The sequence below is a fragment of the Hoylesella enoeca JCM 12259 genome, from assembly GCF_000613405.1.
In the GTDB taxonomy this organism is placed as follows: domain Bacteria; phylum Bacteroidota; class Bacteroidia; order Bacteroidales; family Bacteroidaceae; genus Prevotella; species Prevotella enoeca.
In genome coordinates this window covers 45520-66286 of record NZ_BAIX01000011.1, presented here as the reverse complement: position 1 = coordinate 66286, position 20767 = coordinate 45520, and the positions used below count along the sequence as shown (strand labels likewise).

The following is a 20767-nucleotide window of genomic DNA, read 5'->3' as shown; positions in this document are numbered from 1 at the left end:
AGCCCTCGACAACACGGTTAAGTCAAGTCGTATGAAAAAAATAGAAGCAGCAAGAGAACTCCACGCAATTTATAACAGTTACGAGATCAGGAAAGTAAAGTTGGCAACAATCCTTCGCAAGATGTACAAATGGGGGAATAATTGGAGATTGTGTGGATATGCACATGACTATACTGTTTAGCCTGAACTTTCTATTATACATCAAAAGTGAGGAGATTATGAAAATAAAGACAAACAGATACTTCTTCAAGAAAGCCGAAAAAGGTTGGACTATCATGAAGCGTAGAATGGACGGTTATATCATCGCCATACGTTGGGTGGCCAGCTGGCAGGAAGCACGGCAGCAAGTCTATAAGCTCAACGGATGGAGTTGAAATTATTCCATGCGACTCTATACGAAGAACTCTAATATAAACGATTCATATACAAACAAGATGAAAACATTATCAATCCACAAAAGCAAGACCTCATCGGCATCTGAAGCTGTCGGAAAATGGTGGAACTCAAAGAATGTATTCTTCTCTCTGCTCGCAGAAGAAAACTTCACTAATAAAGAGGTGGTACTCGTACACCTGATTCTTATGGCATTTCTAATCGGTACCGCTTTGGTAGAGACATACCCTGTCATATCAATCCTTGCAATCATTGCAAGTGCCGTTTGTGTCAGGATTTTGAATGGTGTGGGTAACAATATTAACAATGTTAGTAATTAGCTTATTTTTTTATACCTCAAAATATTAACATTTAAGCAAAACATATAAGAGAGTATCTGAAAATATCAAAAGTTCCAAATAATAAATATTTGGAACTTTTTTAATGTATCTTAACAAAATAAGCAGGCAGGAAGTTTTTCCAAAAGATTTTGAAAATGTTAATATAAGACTTTTATTTTTTTGACACCTCATTTTCATAGTGAGGTTTGTATCTTCGCAGTCGTTAAAATATTTTTTTTATGAGAAGAAATCACTTATCATTAACTCTCGCGTTGACGGCACTTGCTTTCTCTTCCTGTACAAAGCATCCGTCATTTCAGAACTCTACCGAAGCGATAGAGGCCTGTAAAGCAAAGCTGTCGGAAATCCAATCTTACAAGGATGCCGACATCGAAAAAGTAACTGACCTTACGGCACAGTGGCAGGAACTTAAAGACTCGTCGTACAGTGTCTTTTCAAAAGACTCTACCATTAACCTGAAGAGTCCGGTGGCACTTGCCTATTTTGTCATTTCCGATTCTGTGAGAACAGAGCTGACACGACTTGCTTTTTCAAAGCAGCGTTCGCTTCAGGACGTGATGTTCTTTAAACTCAATACGGCTTCCGAACGGGCAAAGATGGAAAGTTCGGACACCTATAAAAAAGCGTCTGACTTTTATGGGGGACTTGACAAAGAACAGACGATAAAGGGACTTCCACAAATACTGGCCATCTACAACAAGTTGCTAAACAGTACGCATGACTTTAAGCAGGAGTCTCAATTGCTTACCTTTATCAGGCAGGAGGACAGATGTTTTCGTTCGCTCATGGAACACCTTAGCAATGTACCCATGGATGAGATGCAGCGGTTGACCCAAAAGACAACAAGGCTTTTTGACCGGCTTTACTCTTCTGTCGGTCAGAAAAACGATGAAGTGAATGACAGGACGATGCTGTATCTGACCATGCGTTTTAACCGCCGGATCATGCAAAATGCCATTGCGTGCAGGGAAGACATACTGAACAACAAGCAGCTTAGCCAGGAACAACGGGTCAGTTACCGCTGGATGCTGATTCAGCCCTATGTGTCCTTGGATGGGTATTCAACGGCTGCATTGACCAAGAAACAGCGTGAAGAGCTGATGGTAATTTCCAAGGAACTGCCAATACTTTTGAATCGCCTGGACAACAAAAAGAAAACGAAGGAGGAGGAAAATAAGCTGATAGCCACTTTGGCAGAATATTTTCTGAAATCGTATATTTCAGCAACTTTATAAATAGAAAATCGTATGGAAAAAGCATTAGACTACAACACACTTGAAGACGGAACCTACAAGCGTTCCATCCTCCTGCTTTATCAGAAGTTGATAAAGTTGCTCCCCGGCTATTTTACAGAACAGCAGATATGCGTTATCCAACACGCTTATTTTACGGAAGTCGTTCTTAACATGGAAGAGCAACACGTGTTGGAAAATTTCGTATCGGATTTGGTGGAGAAACTGCATATACACGTTCTCTATGCTTCCAAGGAAGAGAAAGGAAAAGTATATAAGGTGGTGGCATACTCAACTCCGGTAGAAGATGAAATGTTTGTTGTCTATCTGTCATCGACCAATTACGGAATCGTTGACTCAATGACGGTATTCTTCTTTGATAGTTTGGAAACGATGTACTATCAGCTGCTTTCCGAAAGGAACCGGATGCCCAAACTTCAGAAAAACATTCTGGAACAAGAATCATACGCAGAAACATTGTCGAACTTCAATTGAAAGAAATATGGTGATGTTAATATTAAAATTAATCCTTTTCGTAGTGCTGACGAGCATTCCTTTCCTGTATCATTTTCTAATCAAGCCAAGGAGGAAAAGCGTGAAAAAATACCGCAATGTTTTTACGGCAGCACAGCCCCAGATGGCGAAGCTGAAGAAGTCTGTTTGGAGAATAGGCACTCATCTTATCAACTTCTATGACAAGATGAAGCATCGGGAAAAGCCAAGAAAGTTTTTTACATTATTACTTTTACTGTTTCTTCTCGGTATTCAAGGTGTAGACAACTTTGCATCAGGAGAAGTGGCTGCCACATATAAGACCATGGCGAAAGAAAAGAGGTTGGACCAGCTTAGCATCAGCGGAAAGAAAACGGCGGCTCCGTTCATGCAACGAAAGATGAACAACTACCTCTATCCCTTTCTGACCCGCCCCCTCGTTTACCTTATTACTTTCGGGATGACACTACTGTTCTTCTCTTACAAGTTGGCTAACAGAATACTCACGAAAATACATAATAGCAAAAGGATTCTGATAGGTGTTTCCTGTGTAATTATTTTGTTTTCTTTCTTCGATGAAGGAAGGTATATTTTGCTTTCTGAAGTACTTTTCGTTATTGCAATGGCTGCCTTGTTCTATCCCAATTTTCATGATCCTGCTGCTCCCAAAGGGAGGAAACCGATACCACAAAGATACACGGTAGAAAGGAAGGCTGCATGACCTTTATCGGTTACAACATTTATATAAAAATGTGGATTGGAAAAAGGTAGATTTTTACATATAATATTGATAATATAAAATAATAATGACTAACGATAAAATGATAGATAAAGAAGTCGTTCAAAATGGTTATAAGAACTATCATGTAAGAATGTCTTCCGACCTGCTTAAGTTTCTCTGCGGAGACTACACTTACAAGAACGCAAAGCGTTTTTCTCGCCTGCAGGCCTTTCAGGATCTTGTGACACGTCATTGTACCTCCGAGAGGAAACAAGAGGATATGGTCGCAAATATAGAGTGTCTGTCGAAGTCTTGGGGCTGGAGTCGACCATCGGTCATGAAGTTCATCCAAAATTTAGAGACAATGAATGTTCTGGAAGTCTTCAATGTTGTTACAAGCAAAATGGTCAGACTCCGAAAAGATATCGTCGTTTTTGCCCCGGCAAAAGATGTTGAGAAATGACGGAGAGGGATTTTATCCATCCCGAAAATCCGGCTTGACATTTCATTTTTAATGAACTTGGAGATGGAAAAGACAAAGTCTTGGTACATGCGCTTGCGCATGAGCGATCGTTTTGCAAACGAAATGAATTGTTTTACATTGGGAGGTAGCCTAATACCCCCCAAATCAAAATTTGGGGGTATTGCCACCCCGGCGAGGGGGGACTTCGTGCGGCAAGCCGTGTCAATATTAGGCTCTCCGAGGGGTAAAGCGGAAATGGTTTTGAAACGTGTTGGGTCTTCACTCGTACGGAAGCTAAGGTAGAAAACATTCACAGAGACCCCCCACAGAGACCCCCTACAGAGATCTATCATAATCTTCATTAAATCAGAGTAATAGAAATACAGAGACCCCCCATAAAGACCCCCATTAATTGGTAATAACAAAATGTTAGAGGCGGGCACTTCGAAATATTTATATTCAGAGCCCCCCCACAGAGACCCTCCGGCTAAAATAAAAAAAAATGGCAAAACAAGTAATGGATCTTATGCCTACAAAAGGCATTACTGTTGCTCAAAGCAATGAGCATCTACGAAACTTCTCGGCGGAAGCATACCGGAGAAAACTATCGTATGCTTTTGACCCGACACGTGAGCATCTTAATTTTGAAGTTCGCAAAGGGGGTGTGATAGCTCCCATCGACAAGCAGCTCTCAATCCCCAAACGAATCAAAGACAATTTGAAGGCAAGGAATATAATAGACCCTAACCTCGGACTTCCGGAACCGAAGTACCGGACTGTTGCAAATTTCATCTTGGGTGGTTCGAGGGATCAGATGCACCGTTTGGCCTTCGGTGAACAACAAGTGAACTTGGACAAGGGAGCCGATAATTCGAAAATTACCCGCAGCCCTGAAATAGAAAAATGGGCTGTTGACATGTACAAGTTTATGAGTAAAAAATATGGTGAAAAGAATATCGCAGCTTTTATAGTACATCTTGATGAAACAAACCCTCATATTCATTGCACAATTTTACCAATAACGGAGAGGAATAAATTCTCTTGGAAAATGGTTATGGCAGGGCAGAGTAAGTTTGAATATAGTCAGCGCCTGACTGCCTTCACAATGAACTCTCGGAGGTCAACAAGAAGTATTCTCTTGACCGGGGAGACAGCATTGCAGAGACGGGGCACAAGCATAAAACGATGGGAGAATATTATGCACAAAAAAGAGAGGATTTAAAGAAAGAAGTTGATCATCTGAAAGGCGATGTCGCTGATCAAAAGCGACAGATTTCGAGAAACAAGGTTACACTGTCAGAACAAGAAAAAGCAATTAAGCATGGTGAAGCAAGATTGAAGGGACTGGGTACCATGATAGCCAATCTTGAAAAACATAAAAATGACTTGCTCCGTGAGATTGAGAAGTTAGAAAATGATGTCAAGGCAGGAAAGATAACCAAGGAGCAGGCAGATATTGAACGTGTGAGAATCCTCGCCGATATTGAAAAAACAAAAGAGAAAATTATTGACAAAAAAGGAAAGCTCGCAGAGGCGGAGAGAAAGCTTGAATTAGTGAGGGGGCAGACCGAAGCCACCGAAGAGCGATATAAGGAAATCAAGGGTGACATACATTCCATTGCGCCGAACCTGAACACGCAAGCCCTACATGACATGCAAGCTGTTGGATGGAATATGGCCTCGATAGAAGCGCAAAAGTCTTATAGCAAATTTAATGCTTACCGTGAGTCTCTTCCGCCAGAGCAGAGAGTGGCTTTTGACGAAGCGACTAAAGGATTTTCTGAAGGTTCTGTGTTCGAACAGATGGCAGAAAATTCAAGTCAGGTTGCCTTGGTCGCCACGGCTCTTTTTCTTGGCTATCTTGATAAGGCAACAGAGATTTCGCAGAGTGCCGGCGGCGGTTCCGCGCCTAATGGAGGCTGGGGTAAGAAACCTGACGAGGACGATATAGCGTTCCGACAACGCTGTTTCCTAATGGGTATGCACATGCTGAAATCAGGTAAGAAAAGGAATATCAAGCGATAATAATGTTGATGTTTTTTCATGGGGAATATTGTAGATGTTTGTGAATCCGAATAAGATGTGGATTGTATATATGTCTATTTTCTTATACTTCAATACAAGTATAGCGCAACACGTATATACATCTATACGGATATACGTATATATGGGCATACGGCTATACACGCTACACCTGCGGTGTTTTTTTACATTTACTTTTATCTATCCTTCCATTTCCGTTTCTGGTTTTGACCTCACTTTTCATCCGCTTGTAGTCATCTTCGACTTTTATTCTGCAAAGGTATCGCAGGCAGGGAACACGGCAAACACCGGAATGCTCCCTATTGGCGGAAAACTTTTCATGACCCTCCGAAATCAAAGATTGCGGTTTCCTGAAAACTTTTGCCGACCAATTGTTTGCCTTATGTCCCCTTAACGCCTGCGATGTTACCTTGCACATAAAAGGTTCGAGATGACGGTTACACCGGAATGATAAAAAAAAAAGTTCGGGTCGAAGAAACGAAAAACCTATAAAAAGGTTGAGAATCGGGATGCCCAGAATAAATAACAAACTTCATAAATAATAAAAAGGTGAGACACACCGTAAAAACTGCCAAAAATCATGATGAATTCAAATGTACTTTCAGCAATTAAAGAAAACTACTATCTCAACAACAACATGAAAGAGATTTCTTTCAAAGAGTACCTTGAAAATGAGGCTGAGAACGACCCAAACTTCTTTTACGAACTCTTCGAGAATGAAGATTACGAGCAGAAGTGGGACTATGTTTTATCTGAAGAAGATAGAGAAGAGTGGGATGATCTGCTCAACAAGGCTAACGATATTTGGCACAAAATGCTTGGAGACGAAGAGGAGGAGCAGCGTGCACGTATTAAATTTCAATTTGAAGATTTATTCGGCGGTAAAGATATAGAGGATTTCCGCGAGCTTGTTCAAAATCTGTATAACTACGATGATTTTAGCAAACAAAAATCTGATGTAATTGATATGAACTATATCGACGAAGAGGAATATAAAGAAATCGTAAAAGAGGCTATCACTGAATACATCGAAAAGAACGATATAAAAGCAGAGATAAAGGGATTAAGTGCCGATGATGTTGTCATGGACGGTGATAACAGCTTTACTTATAAAGGTGAAGAGTATCAAGGCTTTGATAGTTCGGACGGTGGCGACTTCGATTGCACAAGTTGTGAGAACTTTGATTTAATCTATGAGGCGGTACAGGAGGCTAACTGCGAGGATAAGGAAGAATTAACAATGTACCTATGTGGTATGAATTTCGTCTACAAGAATCTGGTAGATGATGTAATGTACAAATTCTATTTCAAATAATATTAAACCTAATGCTGCTCTATCGGCAAGACGGGAAACAACATGAAAAGATATAAGTTCATTATTAAATTGTCCGATGGTAATGAAATACAGGCTACATCTGTCGGCAATAGCGTGATGAAGCCGTAGAGCGTCTGTTAGCTTTGCCACAGACAACGGAGTTTATCGGTTCAGCGCAAGTCATTGATGCCATTCTTGTTGGCGAGGAAGCAGTACGACCTGTTCCGGCTGACCGTTTCGTATTACAGAGAGCAACTAATCCCGGTTGGTGGGTAGTCGGAGATCCGGAGGGTATGTTTGTCATAAAGTTTAAAGAACATGACTTCAATGGTACACGGAAAATCACCTATCTCAAAGACACTCCTTCCGGTGCGTCGGCTGAAGCCCGTGTCCTTCGGGAGATACCGGAGTGGTTGCAGCTATATCATTCCGAAGTGCTTTAAATGGGTGTACAGGCTTTTTCTCCTTAAAAAATTGTTTAATCAACCGTAAATTAGTATATTTGCTGTCTAAAGATAAGGCAATTATGAATAAACAAGAATTTTTAGATATATTGGAAGAGCACAAGGAATTGGGCTTCCAAGAACAGATAGACTATGAAAAGTTCTATCTCTACTCAATCGTGACACATTCAACTGCTATCGAAGGCTCGACGATGACCGAGGTGGAGAACCAGCTACTCTTTGACGAGGGGCTTTCTGCCAAGGGTAAAAGCATCATTGAGCAGAACATGAACCTCGACCTGAAAGCTGCCTACGAAAGAAGCATGGAAATGGCAAGGGAACACACACCTTTCTCCATCGATATGCTGAAGGAACTGTCTTCAATCGTAATGAGAAGAACCGGGGGGATATTCAATGCACCTGGCGGTGTATTTGACTCGTCAAAGGGAGATTTACGTCGGGTAAACGTTACGGCAGGAACTATGGGAAAGTCTTATATGAATTACCTGAAAGTCCCACAGAAGTTAGAAGATTTCTGCAAGGAAATGAACGAAAGACGGGAACAGCTGTTAAAGAACCCCGATGTATATGAGCAATACCGTTTGAGCTTTGACGCACATCTGAAACTCGTCACGATCCATCCATGGGTAGACGGCAACGGCAGGATGTCGAGGTTGATCATGAATCATCTTCAGAATGAGTTTGACCTGGTACCCAATAAGGTATTGAAGGAGGACAAGGCTGAATATATCAACGCCTTGGTGAAGTCAAGAGAGGAAGAATCAAATACCCCGTTCCAAAACTTCATGTTCCGGGAACACGCCAACAACCTCCAACAGGAAATCGAGAACTATAAGTTATCCATGGAAGATGAAGAAGAGGAGGAAGAAGAACAGAAACCTCGCCGGCATTTCCGCAGATAAAGAATAAAATGAAGGGTCATCTGAACTTTACAGTTCAAGTGACCCTTTCTCATGTAATAAAAACAAAGGAAGAATTTATTTGGAAGACTTCCTGTTGCTCTTCCTATGGGCTGTTTGAGTGCCTTCTTCCTTTTTGAACTCTGTCTGGACAATCTTTATCATATTCTTTACCTCTTGGTCTATCCGCTCAAAGTTGGCATATAGAATACGCTCCTTGGAGTCTTCAGAATCGAAGTGGTAGAATTTCGGGATAGGATAATTGCTGTAGTCTGTTTCCTCTGCCTTGATCTGTTCCATGTCAAAAGAGGTCTTGCAAAAGAACTTGGTGGTTCTGAACTCTTCAGCAGTCTGAATATCCATCGAGTCCCGTCTGCCTGTCTTCGTAACCACGAAATCCCGGGCAGTCTGGCCACACAGCCATCCGGAAGCCATATCACTGATTTTGGAGGCAGGAACAAGGCTGTCCATATTCTCATTGAGATTGATGGATGTTCTGTCCCTGTCAATGGTAATGCCTTTTTTGAGTTGTACGACCTTTCCGAAGATGTCGCCCGACAGCCAATCAAGCGTTTCTTTTGAGCGTGCAGAGCCGGAAACGACATTACCTACGGTGGTAATAATCTTATCCTTGCCCACCTTTCCATAATCTGCTTCCAACTGCGGCAGTTCCTGAAAACCTAATGTCACAGCAACCTTATTGCTTCGGGCGGTTCCTATCAAGCGGTCTATCTTATGGAAGTAGAGTGTCGGCAGCTCATCGACAATGATGCTTACCGGGACATTCTTTCCCATACCGCTGTTGACACGGGTGACAAGACGGTTCAGAATCAGGGCATTGAGTGCTCCAATGATGCTCTCCATTTCCGGGTCATTGGCAATAAGCAGATAACTTGGATGTCGGGGATCTGACACCTTCAAATCAAAATCGTCCCCACTAAACACCCAATAGGATTCCTTGGTGGCCAAGCGTGAAGTCTGCACACGCAACGTACCTATCATACCTTCCAACTGCTCCATGGCACCATTGTCAAAGGCAGTCATGAAAGGCCCCAAAAGCGGGTAGACCTCCGGATCGGTCTTCAAGACTTCAAAGATCTCATCATAGGAGTGGTTCAGGAACGAGAGCACGTGAGGCATGTCAGAATACTGACCTTTCCAATAGGCCGGTTGCACCTGGTATTCCTTGTTGCCAATCTGTTTCGCATCATTGAAGACTCTTCCTGTCAACCGCTTATGGTGAGTCTCCTTATCCTCACCATATTCGGGGAAGAGTTCATTGCCGTTCTCGTCAAAAGGCTTCTTGTTATAGTTGACGAAAAAGAAGATACAGGCTGCAAGGAAGTTGGTGGCGGATGTCTGGAAGAACTGGTCGGAACCGCCACCGGAAGTCTTCTGTCCCTTTTGAAGGGACTCAATAAGTGTCTCCGCTGTTTCCTGTGCTGCAGCCAAATTTGCAATGTACTTCTGCTGGATAGGATTGACGCGTGCGCTGTACTCAATATTGACAAAGTTAATGATATTGAAGTTACAGCCTTTTGGCAGGTTACCTTGCACCTGATTTTTCCTATAATGATAATAGAGCTTGGTTGCAAGCGTCGGGAACTTGTAGTCATAGACAACCATTGCAAAACCCTTGGCCGAATGCTGACGGATATAAGGCTCTATGACAGAGAATGTCTTTCCGGAACCGGGCGTGCCCACAACCCATGTGCCTCGGAAGGGATTGACAATATTGATCCAACCCCTCCTGAACTTGCCCTTGTAGTAGTAGCGCATAGGGATATTGACGGAATACTTGTTCTCGACAAGCTCTGTTGTCTGCTCGAAACTTTCGTTTTCAAAGTTGAACCGGTCTTTGAGCATGCCATCCTTGAAATATTTCGATACATTGTCAAGAGCAGTATGGACAAGTATTGTCCCTATGACAGACACGGCCATATAAACCCACACATTGGCTTTCAGGATCCATAACCTGACATGCCAATCACTGTTATAGACAAGCACAGAAGCCACTACTAAGCCAAAGCCGATGGCGAGTGGGTAGAATACCATCTTGCGCGCATCGAACTCTATCTGTTTCTTGTTCTTTGTGCCTATACAGGTGATGATTACCAGCATGAGCGTAACCATCTTCGAGTAGGGCAGGAACTGATACATGGACAGCACCCCGAGCCGGTGATGAAAACTGTTCACGATACCTCCTAATCCGCTCAACGCGGCCGGATCCAAGGCATACATGAAGAACTCCAAGAGGAGTGATACATATATGGTCGTCCTGAAAATACTGTACGTTCCCTGTATTTCTTTACTTTCTTCCATTGCTTTTAGTATTTAACGCCTTTGGCATGTTTCATCCAAGTCTTCAGGCAATCTTTTGTTATAGATCCCATCTTGCGAGGCTGGTATTCCTTTCCGGTTCCTTTCAGGTCATACCATGAATCCATGATTGTTGTGTAATGTATCAAACGGCTTAGATTACGGAGCTTCCTGTTGAGCGTACGCAAGTTCAGGCGGATGTTGTCCATAACTTTGAGCCGTTCATATTGGGTCATCTTGGCATTCTTGTCCTGATCTTTTTTCAGCGGCAGAATCTGCTCGATGTCTGCTGCGAGTTTCAGACCGTTCTCGATAATGTCAGTATAGATGTTGTTCTTTGACTGTGAGAGAGCAACCGCCAGGACATTAGCCGGTTGCCGCACGACAATACCCTTGACAACTTTCACGTTTTTCATTGCTTCATCCACTTCCATGTAAATGCCGTATATGTCGGCTGCCACGGTCAGTATGTCATCAAAGCTGTTAAGGTAATCGTTGAACTGACGTTGGAAGTTCGTTGTCGCTGCCACTTCCTCTTTCAAATATTTGTGTCCTGTAAGGTTTCCTGCCAACAAAACATCTTGCGCCTTTAAGGCTTTCTTTGCCTGTTTGGCATAAGTGGCAAACATCCCGGCCCTGACACCATCCGGCCCATTCTGTGCAAACAGGCTTATGGAAAGGGAAAATCCTAAAATGACGCTGATGGCTGCCCGCCTGATGCTGTTCATTGTCCCCATGGTTTATGTGTCTGTCTGTATTTATAAAACTTGGCAACATTGCTGATTGCCCTGCACATCCGCTTGGACGATTCCTTGGCCAGCACCTTGTTGCTCTTGTTAATCTTACCCGTGATGGCCCTGTTCCACACATCATCTAAGGAGTGCATTGTGACACTCACTGACAACAGCCGGAGTTTTCTGTTCAACCGTTCTAAATTGTTTGTCAGATTCCACAGCATCTGCGTCCTCTCCGCACCGTTGAGCATATTGCCTTCCCCTCCCTTGGCAATTACATTCTTCAATGCCCTGTAAGTACGGATAAACTCTGTCACCGTCTCCAAATAGAGATTGTTCATCGACAGGGAAGCAGCAATTCCTTGGGGATTGATTCTACATGCCGTATGGACTTCCCATAGTGCCGTGAGCGTCTGCATCCCGTCGGCATAAAGGGAGGTGGCAGCTTTTATGGCGGAAGCATATCCGGAAGCTGTCTTCAAATAGGAATTGTATTTTTGTTCCCACTGTTTCATCTTGGTATTGGCCACCGTCATGGCTCCCTGCTCCACAGCAAGGGCCGTCATGGCTTTTGACTGCTTCTTTATCTGATTGTCAATAAGTGTTTCTCCAGAAGCAATAGCCGCATATTCAAGCGGGTTGGATTGAGATGCACCTTGTGCTGACACAGTCATGACTCCAGTAACGAGAACAGTCAATAAGAAAATGCACCTAAGGCCTGTTTGTAATCTCATAAATACCTTTCCTTTTCTTGTTAAACTCCACACGTTTGCGTATCTCGCTGACAATATCCACCTTGCCTTGATGCCTATCATATCCAGCTGGGGATTGTTCCTGTCTCCGGAATAGATGGTTATGGTCTTCAGACCGAAGAGCTGCTGGGGCAACGACTGGTGCTGCCGGTAGTCGACGACACGGTAAAGCTCGATATAGTCCGTTGAGTGGGAGAGCACACCGTGAAGGGTGATTAGCTGCTCCCCTGTCAGGACATATTCGATCCTTGCCATATAGACCACTTGAAAAAACAGGTAGAAAGTAAGAAACAATGCCGGCCATATCAAAAGCTCATGGAAACGAAACTCCATAAAGCTGCTTATCCAATAACTTGCCAGGCACAGCAAGATTACCGGCAGTTCATTGATGCAGAACTGCCCCCAATGGGGACGGATGGTCACCGTTTGGAAGGGCATAAATTCATGATTGAACATGTTGCGGACGTTATTGATGATTAAATGCCCATTCCCCTGCCTTCCGATGGCCCTCTTCTTAGATGTTCACTCTCTGACTCGTAAAGGGCAGCAGAGACCGCTTCGGGAGAGGCTACACCGGGCTTGGAGAAGACATTTCGGCTTGCATAGAGTTCAGGGCGGGGACGTGGCTCTGCCATGACAGAACCGACAACATCCATTCCCACGGAGACGGCAGCAAGGATAGCAGCTCCCAAGTTGAAGCCGTGGCCCGCTTTTGTCTTCATCTCCACTTCGGGGAATATCTTATCGAAGAGCTTCATGCGCTGGGTGTCGTTGATGGCGCGGAACTTGTCGAAATCTTTTTGGGTGATCTCATGGGAAAAGACATTACCGTCTATGACGGCGGTCATCTTGTACTTTCCTTCTATGACCTTGCCTTCTGCGTCACGCAAGCGTTCCACGGCAATATCTCCGACTTCGGTTGCCCTGCCATGGCCGCCGCTTCTGACCCATTCTTTGTTGGGCTTCAAGTTCTCCAATGATTGTCCGTTTACGCCGGCTTCTCCTTTAAGGGCAATCTTTACGTTTTCTCGTAATTCAGCCAAAGTGGGTTGAGCTTTTCCATCTGCCACCAATTTCGCTTCGCCTTGGGTGACGGCTTTTATATCTGTCCCTGACAGGGCTGTGGCCTTGATATGTTCCGTATCCTTAAAGATCGTCTTGTTCAACGCATCTGCCATACGCTCATTGTATGGTCTTCCGGCACCGCTTTGCAATGCGTCCTTCATATCTATATTCTCCGAATAAGAAGACACGCGTCTCTCTGCGGTGGAGAGGGGCAGCCGGATTTCTTTGACAACAGACAAAGGCTGCTTGTTTTCATCGGTTATGGGAATGATGGTGGAAAGCAGCTTTGCCTTGCCGTCATCATCTGCATTCTTGAAAGCAAGATACTGCTTTTCGGTAATCTTATATGACCACATACCAATATCCTTGCTCTCCCGCATATTCAATATATAATTGCCGGAGATCTGATCCTTGTAGGCCATCGCTCCTGTAATTGCAGCGGAAACGTTGTCATTAACAAGGTTGTAATGACCGTTCAATACGGCAACACCGTCTGCATCCTCAATCCTGCCAGAACGCACGGGATCTTCCAAGACACCGTTGGACGCGTCCTTTATCTTGACTTCATCAAAAACCTTGTCGAACAGCTTCAGGCGGTACTCGTCATTATAGTTGATGAACTTGATATAGTCCTCCTTGGAGATGTCATGTGACATCAACTGATTGTTGATTACGGCAGTCATGCGAAACGTAGTCGCCCCCTTGCCGTCATTGACAGGTGACACCTGGATCTCACCGACAGAGACTGCACGTCCGTCTTTTACCGGAAGATAGAAACCTTTGTTTGGATTAAGGCCACGTCCGTCAACGACACCGATAGAGTTCCAGCGATCTAAGAAACCGCTCCGATAGTCCTCGCGCATGTCTTTCATGTCTATAATGTCAAGTTTGGATGCCATATATTGATTGGCTGCTTCCTGATGAAGTCCCAGCTCTTTTTCCACTTCAGGTTTTAGCTTAATGTCTACATAGTCCTTGCTGTTAAGCATCTCTACGGTTATCTTATCGGTAAAGTCTTTCCCTATGACGGCATTCAGGATGGCAAGCCGTTCATTGACAGATACGCCATCCTTGTTGTGTACACCCCTTTTGTCGCTGTACTTGAATTTTTCGTTCATGAGTTTCTTCGTCTCGTCAGGGTTCAGCTTGTATTCAAGGTTGGTAGGAACGGACGCAGACTTGATGGTCAGCAGATTTTTCTTTTCATCTATGACAATACCGTGCGAAGACAGTACCTGCTGAAATTTCTCTGCCGACATATAAACCGGTGAACTGATGGAATTAAGGGGAACGGACTGTCCTTTCGGACGTTCCACCTTGGGAAGCTGCTGTTCGCTGATACTCATGGACTGAAGAACGTCCTGTTTCTGCTTCATACCCTTATCATAGAACCCATAGGCACCTGTCTTCATCTCTCCGGGACGCAAACGCCCGTCAGGACGGTCTATAACGACAGGTGCGCTGCTGGCATAGAATGGTCTTCCGTCTATGCGCCTGATGCGCCCACCATGGGCAAGTCCCATCAATCCGTCTATGATGCTGTCAAAGCGCCCGTATCTCGGCCCTTCAAAAGGGTAAAAGAAACGCGGTTCTCTGTATCCATATTCTCCCGGGGCAAGCCTGTGCCCGTCAAGTCCCATGTTGACAGGACTGTTGGCATTGCGGGCTGCGACAAATGAGCCAGGGATATAATAATCTTCCTTAACGATGCCGACAAAGGTGTTGTAGGCCTTCTTGTCCCATGCGGATGTACCTCCGTTCATCAGGTTCTCAACCTGTTGTTGGTCGAGAGAATAACGTCTGGGTTCGGATGAATTATGGGACAAGGTGACAAGTTCATAATCACCGGTCTGTGTCATGGTGATATGAGCCTGCATGCCGTTGGCATTGAGGGTGTCCTGCAGGCGCGGTGAGATGTCCGTTACACCATAGTTGGTATTCTTTCTTAAAATGGCCATATCATTCTGTTTTAAATTCTTCTTACTTCTGCTTATACAGGATCACGCAGGTGTGGCGGTTGGCCGTATAAGGTTTATAGAGATTGATACCGCCTCTGGTCGCTCCGGTCATCTTCGATTTCGGTACACCGGCATTTATCAGCAGCTTGGCAATATAGCGGCAGCGTTTGATGGAAAGTTTCCTGTTATGCTTGGGTGTTCCTGTCTTGCTGTCTGCGGAACCTACGATACGTACTTCCAAGTTATACTCCTTGACGGCAGCTGCAATCTCCTGAATGTTGACCAACTGCTGTTTGTCGACAAGCTCCGTGGTATTACGCTTGAAGAAGAACAGGATTGGAGCGTCAAACTGCGCAATGTTCTCATCGTCATTCCCGGAAACACTCTCCGTATTCTTGTTGGCAAGTCTTTCCTGAAGCGATTTAAGGCCACTGTAATTATTGCGCGGATAGGTGGTCAGATCGGTTATTGTCGGATTCTGCAATACATCTTCATTCGCCGACACCAACTTGTGTTTTTTGACTTTCCAGCCTAAATGTCCAATCCCGATGGACAAACCGATACTTCCCGAAAGGAGGTTGTCTCCTAAACGGCCTTTCTCTCCATATCCGTCAAAATCCCGACGGGTTGTCGTTCCACCAAAAGAGGCAGAGATGCTGATACGCTCACTTAGGCTGCAAGTTCCCAAGATGCCGTAGGAAAAGGCAAAGGAATTTTTCTTCAACTGATTATGCCGGATAATTCCAGCTCCCATATAGGGCTTATGTTCCATTTCGCCGGCTTCTCAAAAGAAGGTCGGAAGAAGGAAGACACGTTAAGAAGTAGGTCTGTATGATAGCTGCCGAAGGACTGGGGGGCACGTTGGGAATCGACAAACTTAAAGCCTTGATAGGCCAGTCGTGTCCCAAAATACGGCGAGTGCCATTTCCCTATGGAAAGTTCCACCCCCACCTTGGTTCTACCGTTAAAGTCCGTGTGTGAGACGGGATCTCCCAAGAAAGAGATAAAACCGCCCTGCGCGGAGACAAACCAGTTATCGCCCAATCCTGACAGCTTATACTTCGCCTGACCGTCTATCGGACTTGGCAGGCCTGTCGGATGACTTGCAGAGCTTGCCGAAATCTCGTGCAGGGAGTTCACATAGAATTGTTCATCATTACCGTACACGACCTGTGCGTGGATACCATGCCCTATGAATGTAAGGGCTGACAATAAAAAGAAGATTTTTTTCATTATGCTTTTTCTTTGTTTATACACATTTATATAGTATTATAGCCGTTCGGCGGCTACATCGTAGAGATAGAGCTTGTGCTTCATGATGATGCGCTCGCATTTCTGTACATAGTCCCTTGCCGTGGCATATCCGGCAGACTTGATGGAAACGAGCCAATTGTGAAAATCCGTGGAACTGTATTTCCAACACTGCTTATAGCGATCGCTCATCAACAGTCTTGAATGATATTCCATGCTGGCTTCCGGAGAGGAAAAATTGCAGAATTTTTCATTAGGGCGATCATCGTCATGGACACTGTATGGAAGTCCGCTGTCCAGCCAGTTCCTGTTGGCCTTGATGCCGAAGTAATTGAATCCTGCCTGGGCCAAACTGCTGTTTCCCCAACGGCTTTCAAGTGCCATTTGAGCAAGGATGACGGAAGCGGGGATGCCGTATTTCTGCTGTTGTCTCATGGCGGCATGGGCATATTTCTTGAAAAATGCGTCAGGAGAAAGAAGAGTCTCCTCGCTGACATGGAGAGCAGTAATACATTGCAACTTTACGTCTCTTATGTAAGTAAGAAGATTATAGGGGTCTTCGAGCCGTCCCCTTAACCGACTGGTGACATGAAGGTGTGGCCCCGTCGAGCGACCGGAAGAACCGCTGACGCCAACGGGGTCTCCCGCATAGATTCTCTCTCCTTTCTTTACCCAAATTTGAGAAAGATGACAATAGCTGATGGTGTAATCACCATGACGCATGATGATGTAATTGCCGGATCCGGAGTCATAGCCTATATTTGCGATGTAACCGTCAAACATGGCAAGGACTTTCTCATAATGAGCTTTCAAATCCAAGCCACAGTGTTCTTTTTCCTTGCCGGTGAATGGATCTTTACGAATACCGAACGCAGAATTGATCTCGACACGTTGTAAGGGGAAACTGACACTAAGGTATTTGTCTATCCAGTAATCCTGATGACTGGCATCGGGGGTATTCTTTTGTGCATGACAAAAGAGACTGAACAGACTCAAAACAGCCATGAAGATATGTCTAAAATGTATAACCATCTACTCGTATTTTATGATTACAAAAATAAAATAAACCGTTTTAATAGTGGGCTCGAAAAAAAAGGAAGTCTTATATTAACATTTCAAAAACGAAAAACACCGTAAAACCGCCCAAAAACGTTTTGAAAAATGTTAATATAAAAGGTTTATTTTTTTGGAGAACGGACTTTTCAAGTAAGAAACTATCTTTGCAAAAACAATAAACAGGAAAATTATGAGAACAACTTTTGATGAGAATGAGATACCATACGAGAAATTTGCAAGTATCGGGCTGTCTCAAGAAATGGTGGATGACCTGCCTGAAATGGTGATGAAAAAACTATTGGAGGGACATTGGACTCCTATTTTACCCGTCAGCGTGGATTTGGGTGACGGCATACAGAGAACAATTCAGGCCCGTCTTAAACTTGAAAGAAGAAGTGGTACTGTTGACATCCTGATTGCCCCGAGAAGCGAAATGGCTGATTTGGAGGACTTCACGCCAGAGGAACAGAACACGCTGCGAAGCGGGAAAATCATCATAACCAAAATGCCGGGTAAGGAACAGTGTTTCGTACAGCTTGACGACAAGACAAACAGGGTTTTCTATATTCCCGTTTCTCTAATGGAGGATAATCTGGCTTCACTTCAAAACGAGATGGAACTTTCCAATGAACAAGTGGCACAGATGTGTACCGGCAATGTAATTTCAATAGACAAGCAGGAAGGACGGTTCACTTTCGGGCTGGATTTCCTCGCTGACGGTGGCATCAAGGTGGTAAGTGGTGACAGGGAGGAATATGACAGTATTGCTTCCCGTGAGTTGCCTACATATAATTTCGGCATCTACGGATGTTGGGTCAAGGAATCGGACAACTCTTTCAAGAACTATGTTCCTGAAGAGGACTATACAGAAGAAATGCAAAAGGAGTTCTACCACTTAGGAGATGAGAACTCGCAGAAAGCGGAGCAGAGAAGCAGAGGTATACACAGATAATCTTAAAGTTTTACAATATGGCAAAAGTAGTAAAAGATTTGATTGGTAAACTCGACCGAGAGGAAATAACAAATCTGCAGTGTATCACAATGCACGGCCAGGAAATGGTAGACGACTATAAGGAGTGGTGCCAGGTACTGGGCTTCGATGAAGGTGATGAAGACGGAGCGGAACAGTTCATCAATGAGCTTCGCTATGGTGATGAGCCTGATGATAACGACTGGCCACAAGAAGTGTGGGATAAAATCAACGAGGTTTCCAACGAGGCGTTGGAAAATGCTGATATGACCAATGGTAGTAACCAAAACAAGGAAAGCAATCTCTCTTCAGTGGAACTGTTCCAAGAGTGGAGAAAGGATAAAGGTAAACTTGATTCTTTAAAAACATCCGAGAACGCAGTAAAAATAACATTATGGCGGTATCAAAATCCTCTCGAATCTAAAAAGGCTTGTGCTCGGGCTCTTAAGATTACTAAAAATAATGTCAAGAAATGGTGGAATATCCGTTATTTCATTGATGGTGCCATTGCTGATGGTGGTCATGTACATCCCATAAGACTCGAACATGATGTCATCAAACGGACAATCCTTCAAGCTGTTGAAATAGCGGAGAAAGAATGAATAAAACAAGACGATAAACTTTAATTAAATAATGTCAGAAGGCGGTTTGCAGGGATGCAGGCCGCCTTTTTCATTTAATCATCCCAATTTTAATTATGGCGAATTTGCCATAATTAAACATGAACCGGGACTGATTATTGATAGTCCTATGTCAATGCCGATTGAAGGACTTGGCCTGAAGCTGCGTCTGATTGTTCCAAGATTCTCTTGGTGTATTCAGGATTGTTCTCTAACCTCTCTCTCCATATCCGGGAATATTCGGGATTGGTGGCATTAAAACGGCAACTCTGGCTGATAATACCACTACCCAGATGAGAGACGAGATTCTCAAAGAGATAGGTGTCCAGACGGAGCGTATCGAAATCAACTTCACGGGTGCTTTCCACCATGGCCACGGCCAAGTCACGGTAATAGTCGTCCTCGGTTTCAAAATTGCTCTTCGGGGCTATATGGATGACCTTCTCGGCATAATCATAGATAGAAAGGCCGGGGACACCATCAAACTTCAACGCTGTTTTACAAAAGCCGTCAGCGTCGAGGAACTGATACCCTGAAGTCTTCTTGCGCTCTGTTGCTATCATATTCAGTTTGAGAGACTCATAGGAACGCCTTTGGGTAACGGGAAAGGTGGTCTGTGCAATGTTGTACACCCTTGACGTTCCGTTCTTATGGAGGATAAAGAGGCTCTTGGCATCTTGAAGAATACCGAGTTCGTTCGCTCTTAGCTCCTCTTCAGTAATGAAGAAAGGAAGCTCAAACCCCTGCTGTTCTGTCCATAACGCAAGCATGATGGCATTCGGCCCGGTATAAACAGTGCCTTTGATATCTCTTGGTGTCAACATCTGTTTTGAAACCCAAGGGTTGTTGTCATTATCAAGCTGCTTTTTAAGTTTTGCACTTAACAGCTTTCCATAAACACGATAGGCTTCCCTACGGAGCATTTCTGCTGTGTGCCACCTGCCTTTGGAAGATGGTTCAATCCGGATATAGCCTTCCGGCATCTGACTTTTCTTAGGTTCAATTGACGGGGCTTCGTCAACTTGCTTGGGCATTTTGATGCCGTCATCACTTTTAGCAATAGGTTCTTGAACGCTTTGAACTTCATTTTGATTGTGGACTAAGGGCTCTTTATCCCTTACTTCGGTGGATTGCGGAGCTCTATAACTTTGACTGCTGATGCAGGGACGACCGTTGCCGTCTCCGTGCTTTGCTTCACCCTGAAAATTGAGGTGATATGCTGCCATAACTCATCCAAAGTATGGTAATTGTCGCAAGTATTATAAGCTGACAGCCCTTGATGGATGTTATTTAGCCTGTCCTGCAATATTTCCTGGACTTTTTCGTCCGTTGTTCTCTGAAGGTCGGACTTCAATCCTGTCAGTAGTTCATCCGAACGGCGTATGACTGCTTTTAACAGGGTTATCCTGTCTTCTGAAGAAAGCGTCACGGTTTCCAAAGTATCATTGTTGAAGGCGACTATTGTGTCCGAAGCCTTTGCCGTTACACGGTCTATCTCTATGCCGTTTATCCGGCAAAGAGGATACTTTCCGGAAGAGAGCACTTTGTCTCCACAAAAGTCTTTGCCGAATATCCTGACAAAGGTCAGCAGTTCCTGACTGGCATCCTGCTCACTTATCGTTTTATCTATATAGTCCAACACGTCGACAAACCGGTAGGAATCATTGGAGGTAATCAAA

At 44.1% G+C, this 20767-nt stretch carries 22 protein-coding genes and 1 pseudogene; 13 read left to right on the top strand and 10 right to left on the bottom strand.

Features of this window, described 5'->3' with window-relative positions; all coding sequences use genetic code 11:
- Nucleotides 1-218 precede the first annotated feature (218 nt).
- The 11 genes from JCM12259_RS16705 (at nucleotide 219) to JCM12259_RS05395 (ending at nucleotide 8366) form a co-directional block, all read left to right on the top strand.
- Complete coding sequence (locus JCM12259_RS16705) at nucleotides 219-374, top strand: hypothetical protein (RefSeq protein ID WP_007411088.1); 156 nt, start codon at nucleotides 219-221, stop codon at nucleotides 372-374.
- 60 nt (nucleotides 375-434) lie between these two features.
- Nucleotides 435-713, top strand: a complete 279-nt coding sequence (locus tag JCM12259_RS05445; RefSeq protein ID WP_007411086.1) for a hypothetical protein — start codon at nucleotides 435-437, stop codon at nucleotides 711-713.
- 239 nt (nucleotides 714-952) lie between these two features.
- The gene (locus tag JCM12259_RS05440; protein WP_025065691.1) at nucleotides 953-1969 is read left to right on the top strand and encodes a hypothetical protein; all 1017 of its coding nucleotides are present in this window, start codon (nucleotides 953-955) and stop codon (nucleotides 1967-1969) included.
- 12 nt (nucleotides 1970-1981) lie between these two features.
- On the top strand, nucleotides 1982-2461 hold the full coding sequence (locus JCM12259_RS05435; protein ID WP_004345311.1) for a hypothetical protein: 480 nt from the start codon (nucleotides 1982-1984) through the stop codon (nucleotides 2459-2461).
- Between the two features lie 13 nt (nucleotides 2462-2474).
- Nucleotides 2475-3179 (top strand): hypothetical protein, encoded by a 705-nt coding sequence (locus JCM12259_RS05430; RefSeq protein ID WP_025065690.1) that lies wholly within the window; start codon nucleotides 2475-2477, stop codon nucleotides 3177-3179.
- Nucleotides 3180-3264: 85 nt separating this feature from the next.
- Complete coding sequence (locus JCM12259_RS05425; RefSeq protein WP_004377482.1) at nucleotides 3265-3642, top strand: hypothetical protein; 378 nt, start codon at nucleotides 3265-3267, stop codon at nucleotides 3640-3642.
- Between the two features lie 502 nt (nucleotides 3643-4144).
- A complete protein-coding gene (gene mobV / locus JCM12259_RS17245; RefSeq protein WP_234396564.1) occupies nucleotides 4145-4864 on the top strand; it encodes a MobV family relaxase in 720 nt (239 codons plus the stop codon).
- Nucleotides 4828-5667, top strand: coding sequence for a hypothetical protein (locus JCM12259_RS17240; RefSeq protein WP_234396563.1), 840 nt, complete (start codon nucleotides 4828-4830; stop codon nucleotides 5665-5667). The genes mobV and JCM12259_RS17240 overlap by 37 nt, the downstream gene beginning before the upstream one ends.
- 598 nt (nucleotides 5668-6265) lie before the next feature.
- Nucleotides 6266-7000 carry a hypothetical protein gene (locus tag JCM12259_RS05405; protein WP_025065687.1) on the top strand — a complete coding sequence of 245 codons (735 nt, stop codon included), beginning with the start codon at nucleotides 6266-6268 and terminating at the stop codon, nucleotides 6998-7000.
- A 143-nt stretch (nucleotides 7001-7143) separates the two neighbouring features.
- The gene (locus JCM12259_RS13990) at nucleotides 7144-7443 is read left to right on the top strand and encodes a hypothetical protein (protein WP_234396562.1); all 300 of its coding nucleotides are present in this window, start codon (nucleotides 7144-7146) and stop codon (nucleotides 7441-7443) included.
- Nucleotides 7444-7526: 83 nt separating this feature from the next.
- A complete protein-coding gene (locus JCM12259_RS05395; protein ID WP_025065686.1) occupies nucleotides 7527-8366 on the top strand; it encodes a Fic family protein in 840 nt (279 codons plus the stop codon).
- Between the two features lie 75 nt (nucleotides 8367-8441).
- Here JCM12259_RS05395 and JCM12259_RS05390 read toward each other — a convergent pair whose 3' ends face one another.
- The 8 genes and pseudogenes from JCM12259_RS05390 to JCM12259_RS05360 form a co-directional block, all read right to left on the bottom strand.
- The gene (locus JCM12259_RS05390; protein WP_025065685.1) at nucleotides 8442-10685 is read right to left on the bottom strand and encodes a type IV secretory system conjugative DNA transfer family protein; all 2244 of its coding nucleotides are present in this window, start codon (nucleotides 10683-10685) and stop codon (nucleotides 8442-8444) included.
- A 5-nt stretch (nucleotides 10686-10690) separates the two neighbouring features.
- The gene (locus JCM12259_RS05385; RefSeq protein ID WP_004345326.1) at nucleotides 10691-11410 is read right to left on the bottom strand and encodes a hypothetical protein; all 720 of its coding nucleotides are present in this window, start codon (nucleotides 11408-11410) and stop codon (nucleotides 10691-10693) included.
- Nucleotides 11407-12150 (bottom strand): hypothetical protein, encoded by a 744-nt coding sequence (locus JCM12259_RS05380; protein ID WP_025065684.1) that lies wholly within the window; start codon nucleotides 12148-12150, stop codon nucleotides 11407-11409. The genes JCM12259_RS05385 and JCM12259_RS05380 overlap by 4 nt, the downstream gene beginning before the upstream one ends.
- Nucleotides 12128-12624: pseudogene (locus JCM12259_RS16110) on the bottom strand (PH domain-containing protein). The gene JCM12259_RS05380 and the pseudogene JCM12259_RS16110 overlap by 23 nt, the downstream one beginning before the upstream one ends.
- A gap of 20 nt (nucleotides 12625-12644) precedes the next feature.
- Nucleotides 12645-15191, bottom strand: coding sequence for a hypothetical protein (locus JCM12259_RS05370; protein ID WP_025065682.1), 2547 nt, complete (start codon nucleotides 15189-15191; stop codon nucleotides 12645-12647).
- A 22-nt stretch (nucleotides 15192-15213) separates the two neighbouring features.
- Complete coding sequence (locus JCM12259_RS17235; protein ID WP_234396561.1) at nucleotides 15214-15963, bottom strand: OmpA family protein; 750 nt, start codon at nucleotides 15961-15963, stop codon at nucleotides 15214-15216.
- Nucleotides 15912-16403: a hypothetical protein gene (locus tag JCM12259_RS17230; protein ID WP_234396560.1), complete on the bottom strand. Its 492-nt coding sequence runs from the start codon at nucleotides 16401-16403 to the stop codon at nucleotides 15912-15914. Before JCM12259_RS17230 ends, JCM12259_RS17235 begins: the two co-directional genes overlap by 52 nt.
- Nucleotides 16404-16460: 57 nt before the next feature.
- On the bottom strand, nucleotides 16461-17474 hold the full coding sequence (locus JCM12259_RS05360; RefSeq protein WP_025065681.1) for a glucosaminidase domain-containing protein: 1014 nt from the start codon (nucleotides 17472-17474) through the stop codon (nucleotides 16461-16463).
- A gap of 214 nt (nucleotides 17475-17688) precedes the next feature.
- On the opposite strand from JCM12259_RS05360, the gene JCM12259_RS05355 reads away from it, so the two are divergent.
- Nucleotides 17689-18450: a DUF4099 domain-containing protein gene (locus JCM12259_RS05355; protein ID WP_021590365.1), complete on the top strand. Its 762-nt coding sequence runs from the start codon at nucleotides 17689-17691 to the stop codon at nucleotides 18448-18450.
- A gap of 17 nt (nucleotides 18451-18467) precedes the next feature.
- Complete coding sequence (locus JCM12259_RS05350; RefSeq protein ID WP_021590339.1) at nucleotides 18468-19070, top strand: hypothetical protein; 603 nt, start codon at nucleotides 18468-18470, stop codon at nucleotides 19068-19070.
- Nucleotides 19071-19216: 146 nt separating this feature from the next.
- Here JCM12259_RS05350 and JCM12259_RS17225 read toward each other — a convergent pair whose 3' ends face one another.
- Nucleotides 19217-20122, bottom strand: a complete 906-nt coding sequence (locus tag JCM12259_RS17225; RefSeq protein WP_234396559.1) for an ArdC-like ssDNA-binding domain-containing protein — start codon at nucleotides 20120-20122, stop codon at nucleotides 19217-19219.
- Between the two features lie 83 nt (nucleotides 20123-20205).
- On the bottom strand, nucleotides 20206-20766 hold the full coding sequence (locus JCM12259_RS17220) for a hypothetical protein (protein WP_234396558.1): 561 nt from the start codon (nucleotides 20764-20766) through the stop codon (nucleotides 20206-20208).
- Nucleotide 20767 lies beyond the last annotated feature (1 nt).

Bases quoted from the DNA above. Each gene is read 5' to 3' on its own strand.
- JCM12259_RS17235 (WP_234396561.1), bottom strand. From the start codon at position 15,963: ATGGAACATAAGCCCTATATGGGAGCTGGAATTATCCGGCATAATCAG.
- mobV (WP_234396564.1), top strand. From the start codon at position 4,145: ATGGCAAAACAAGTAATGGATCTTATGCCTACAAAAGGCATTACTGTT.
- JCM12259_RS05355 (WP_021590365.1), top strand. From the start codon at position 17,689: ATGAGAACAACTTTTGATGAGAATGAGATACCATACGAGAAATTTGCA.
- JCM12259_RS17240 (WP_234396563.1), top strand. From the start codon at position 4,828: ATGGGAGAATATTATGCACAAAAAAGAGAGGATTTAAAGAAAGAAGTT.
- JCM12259_RS05390 (WP_025065685.1), bottom strand. From the start codon at position 10,685: ATGGAAGAAAGTAAAGAAATACAGGGAACGTACAGTATTTTCAGGACG.
- JCM12259_RS05395 (WP_025065686.1), top strand. From the start codon at position 7,527: ATGAATAAACAAGAATTTTTAGATATATTGGAAGAGCACAAGGAATTG.
- JCM12259_RS05350 (WP_021590339.1), top strand. From the start codon at position 18,468: ATGGCAAAAGTAGTAAAAGATTTGATTGGTAAACTCGACCGAGAGGAA.
- JCM12259_RS16705 (WP_007411088.1), top strand. From the start codon at position 219: ATGAAAATAAAGACAAACAGATACTTCTTCAAGAAAGCCGAAAAAGGT.
- JCM12259_RS05360 (WP_025065681.1), bottom strand. From the start codon at position 17,474: ATGGTTATACATTTTAGACATATCTTCATGGCTGTTTTGAGTCTGTTC.
- JCM12259_RS05425 (WP_004377482.1), top strand. From the start codon at position 3,265: ATGACTAACGATAAAATGATAGATAAAGAAGTCGTTCAAAATGGTTAT.
- JCM12259_RS05380 (WP_025065684.1), bottom strand. From the start codon at position 12,150: ATGAGATTACAAACAGGCCTTAGGTGCATTTTCTTATTGACTGTTCTC.
- JCM12259_RS05405 (WP_025065687.1), top strand. From the start codon at position 6,266: ATGATGAATTCAAATGTACTTTCAGCAATTAAAGAAAACTACTATCTC.
- JCM12259_RS17225 (WP_234396559.1), bottom strand. From the start codon at position 20,122: ATGCCCAAGCAAGTTGACGAAGCCCCGTCAATTGAACCTAAGAAAAGT.
- JCM12259_RS05430 (WP_025065690.1), top strand. From the start codon at position 2,475: ATGTTAATATTAAAATTAATCCTTTTCGTAGTGCTGACGAGCATTCCT.
- JCM12259_RS05370 (WP_025065682.1), bottom strand. From the start codon at position 15,191: ATGGCCATTTTAAGAAAGAATACCAACTATGGTGTAACGGACATCTCA.
- JCM12259_RS05435 (WP_004345311.1), top strand. From the start codon at position 1,982: ATGGAAAAAGCATTAGACTACAACACACTTGAAGACGGAACCTACAAG.
- JCM12259_RS05445 (WP_007411086.1), top strand. From the start codon at position 435: ATGAAAACATTATCAATCCACAAAAGCAAGACCTCATCGGCATCTGAA.
- JCM12259_RS05385 (WP_004345326.1), bottom strand. From the start codon at position 11,410: ATGAACAGCATCAGGCGGGCAGCCATCAGCGTCATTTTAGGATTTTCC.
- JCM12259_RS05440 (WP_025065691.1), top strand. From the start codon at position 953: ATGAGAAGAAATCACTTATCATTAACTCTCGCGTTGACGGCACTTGCT.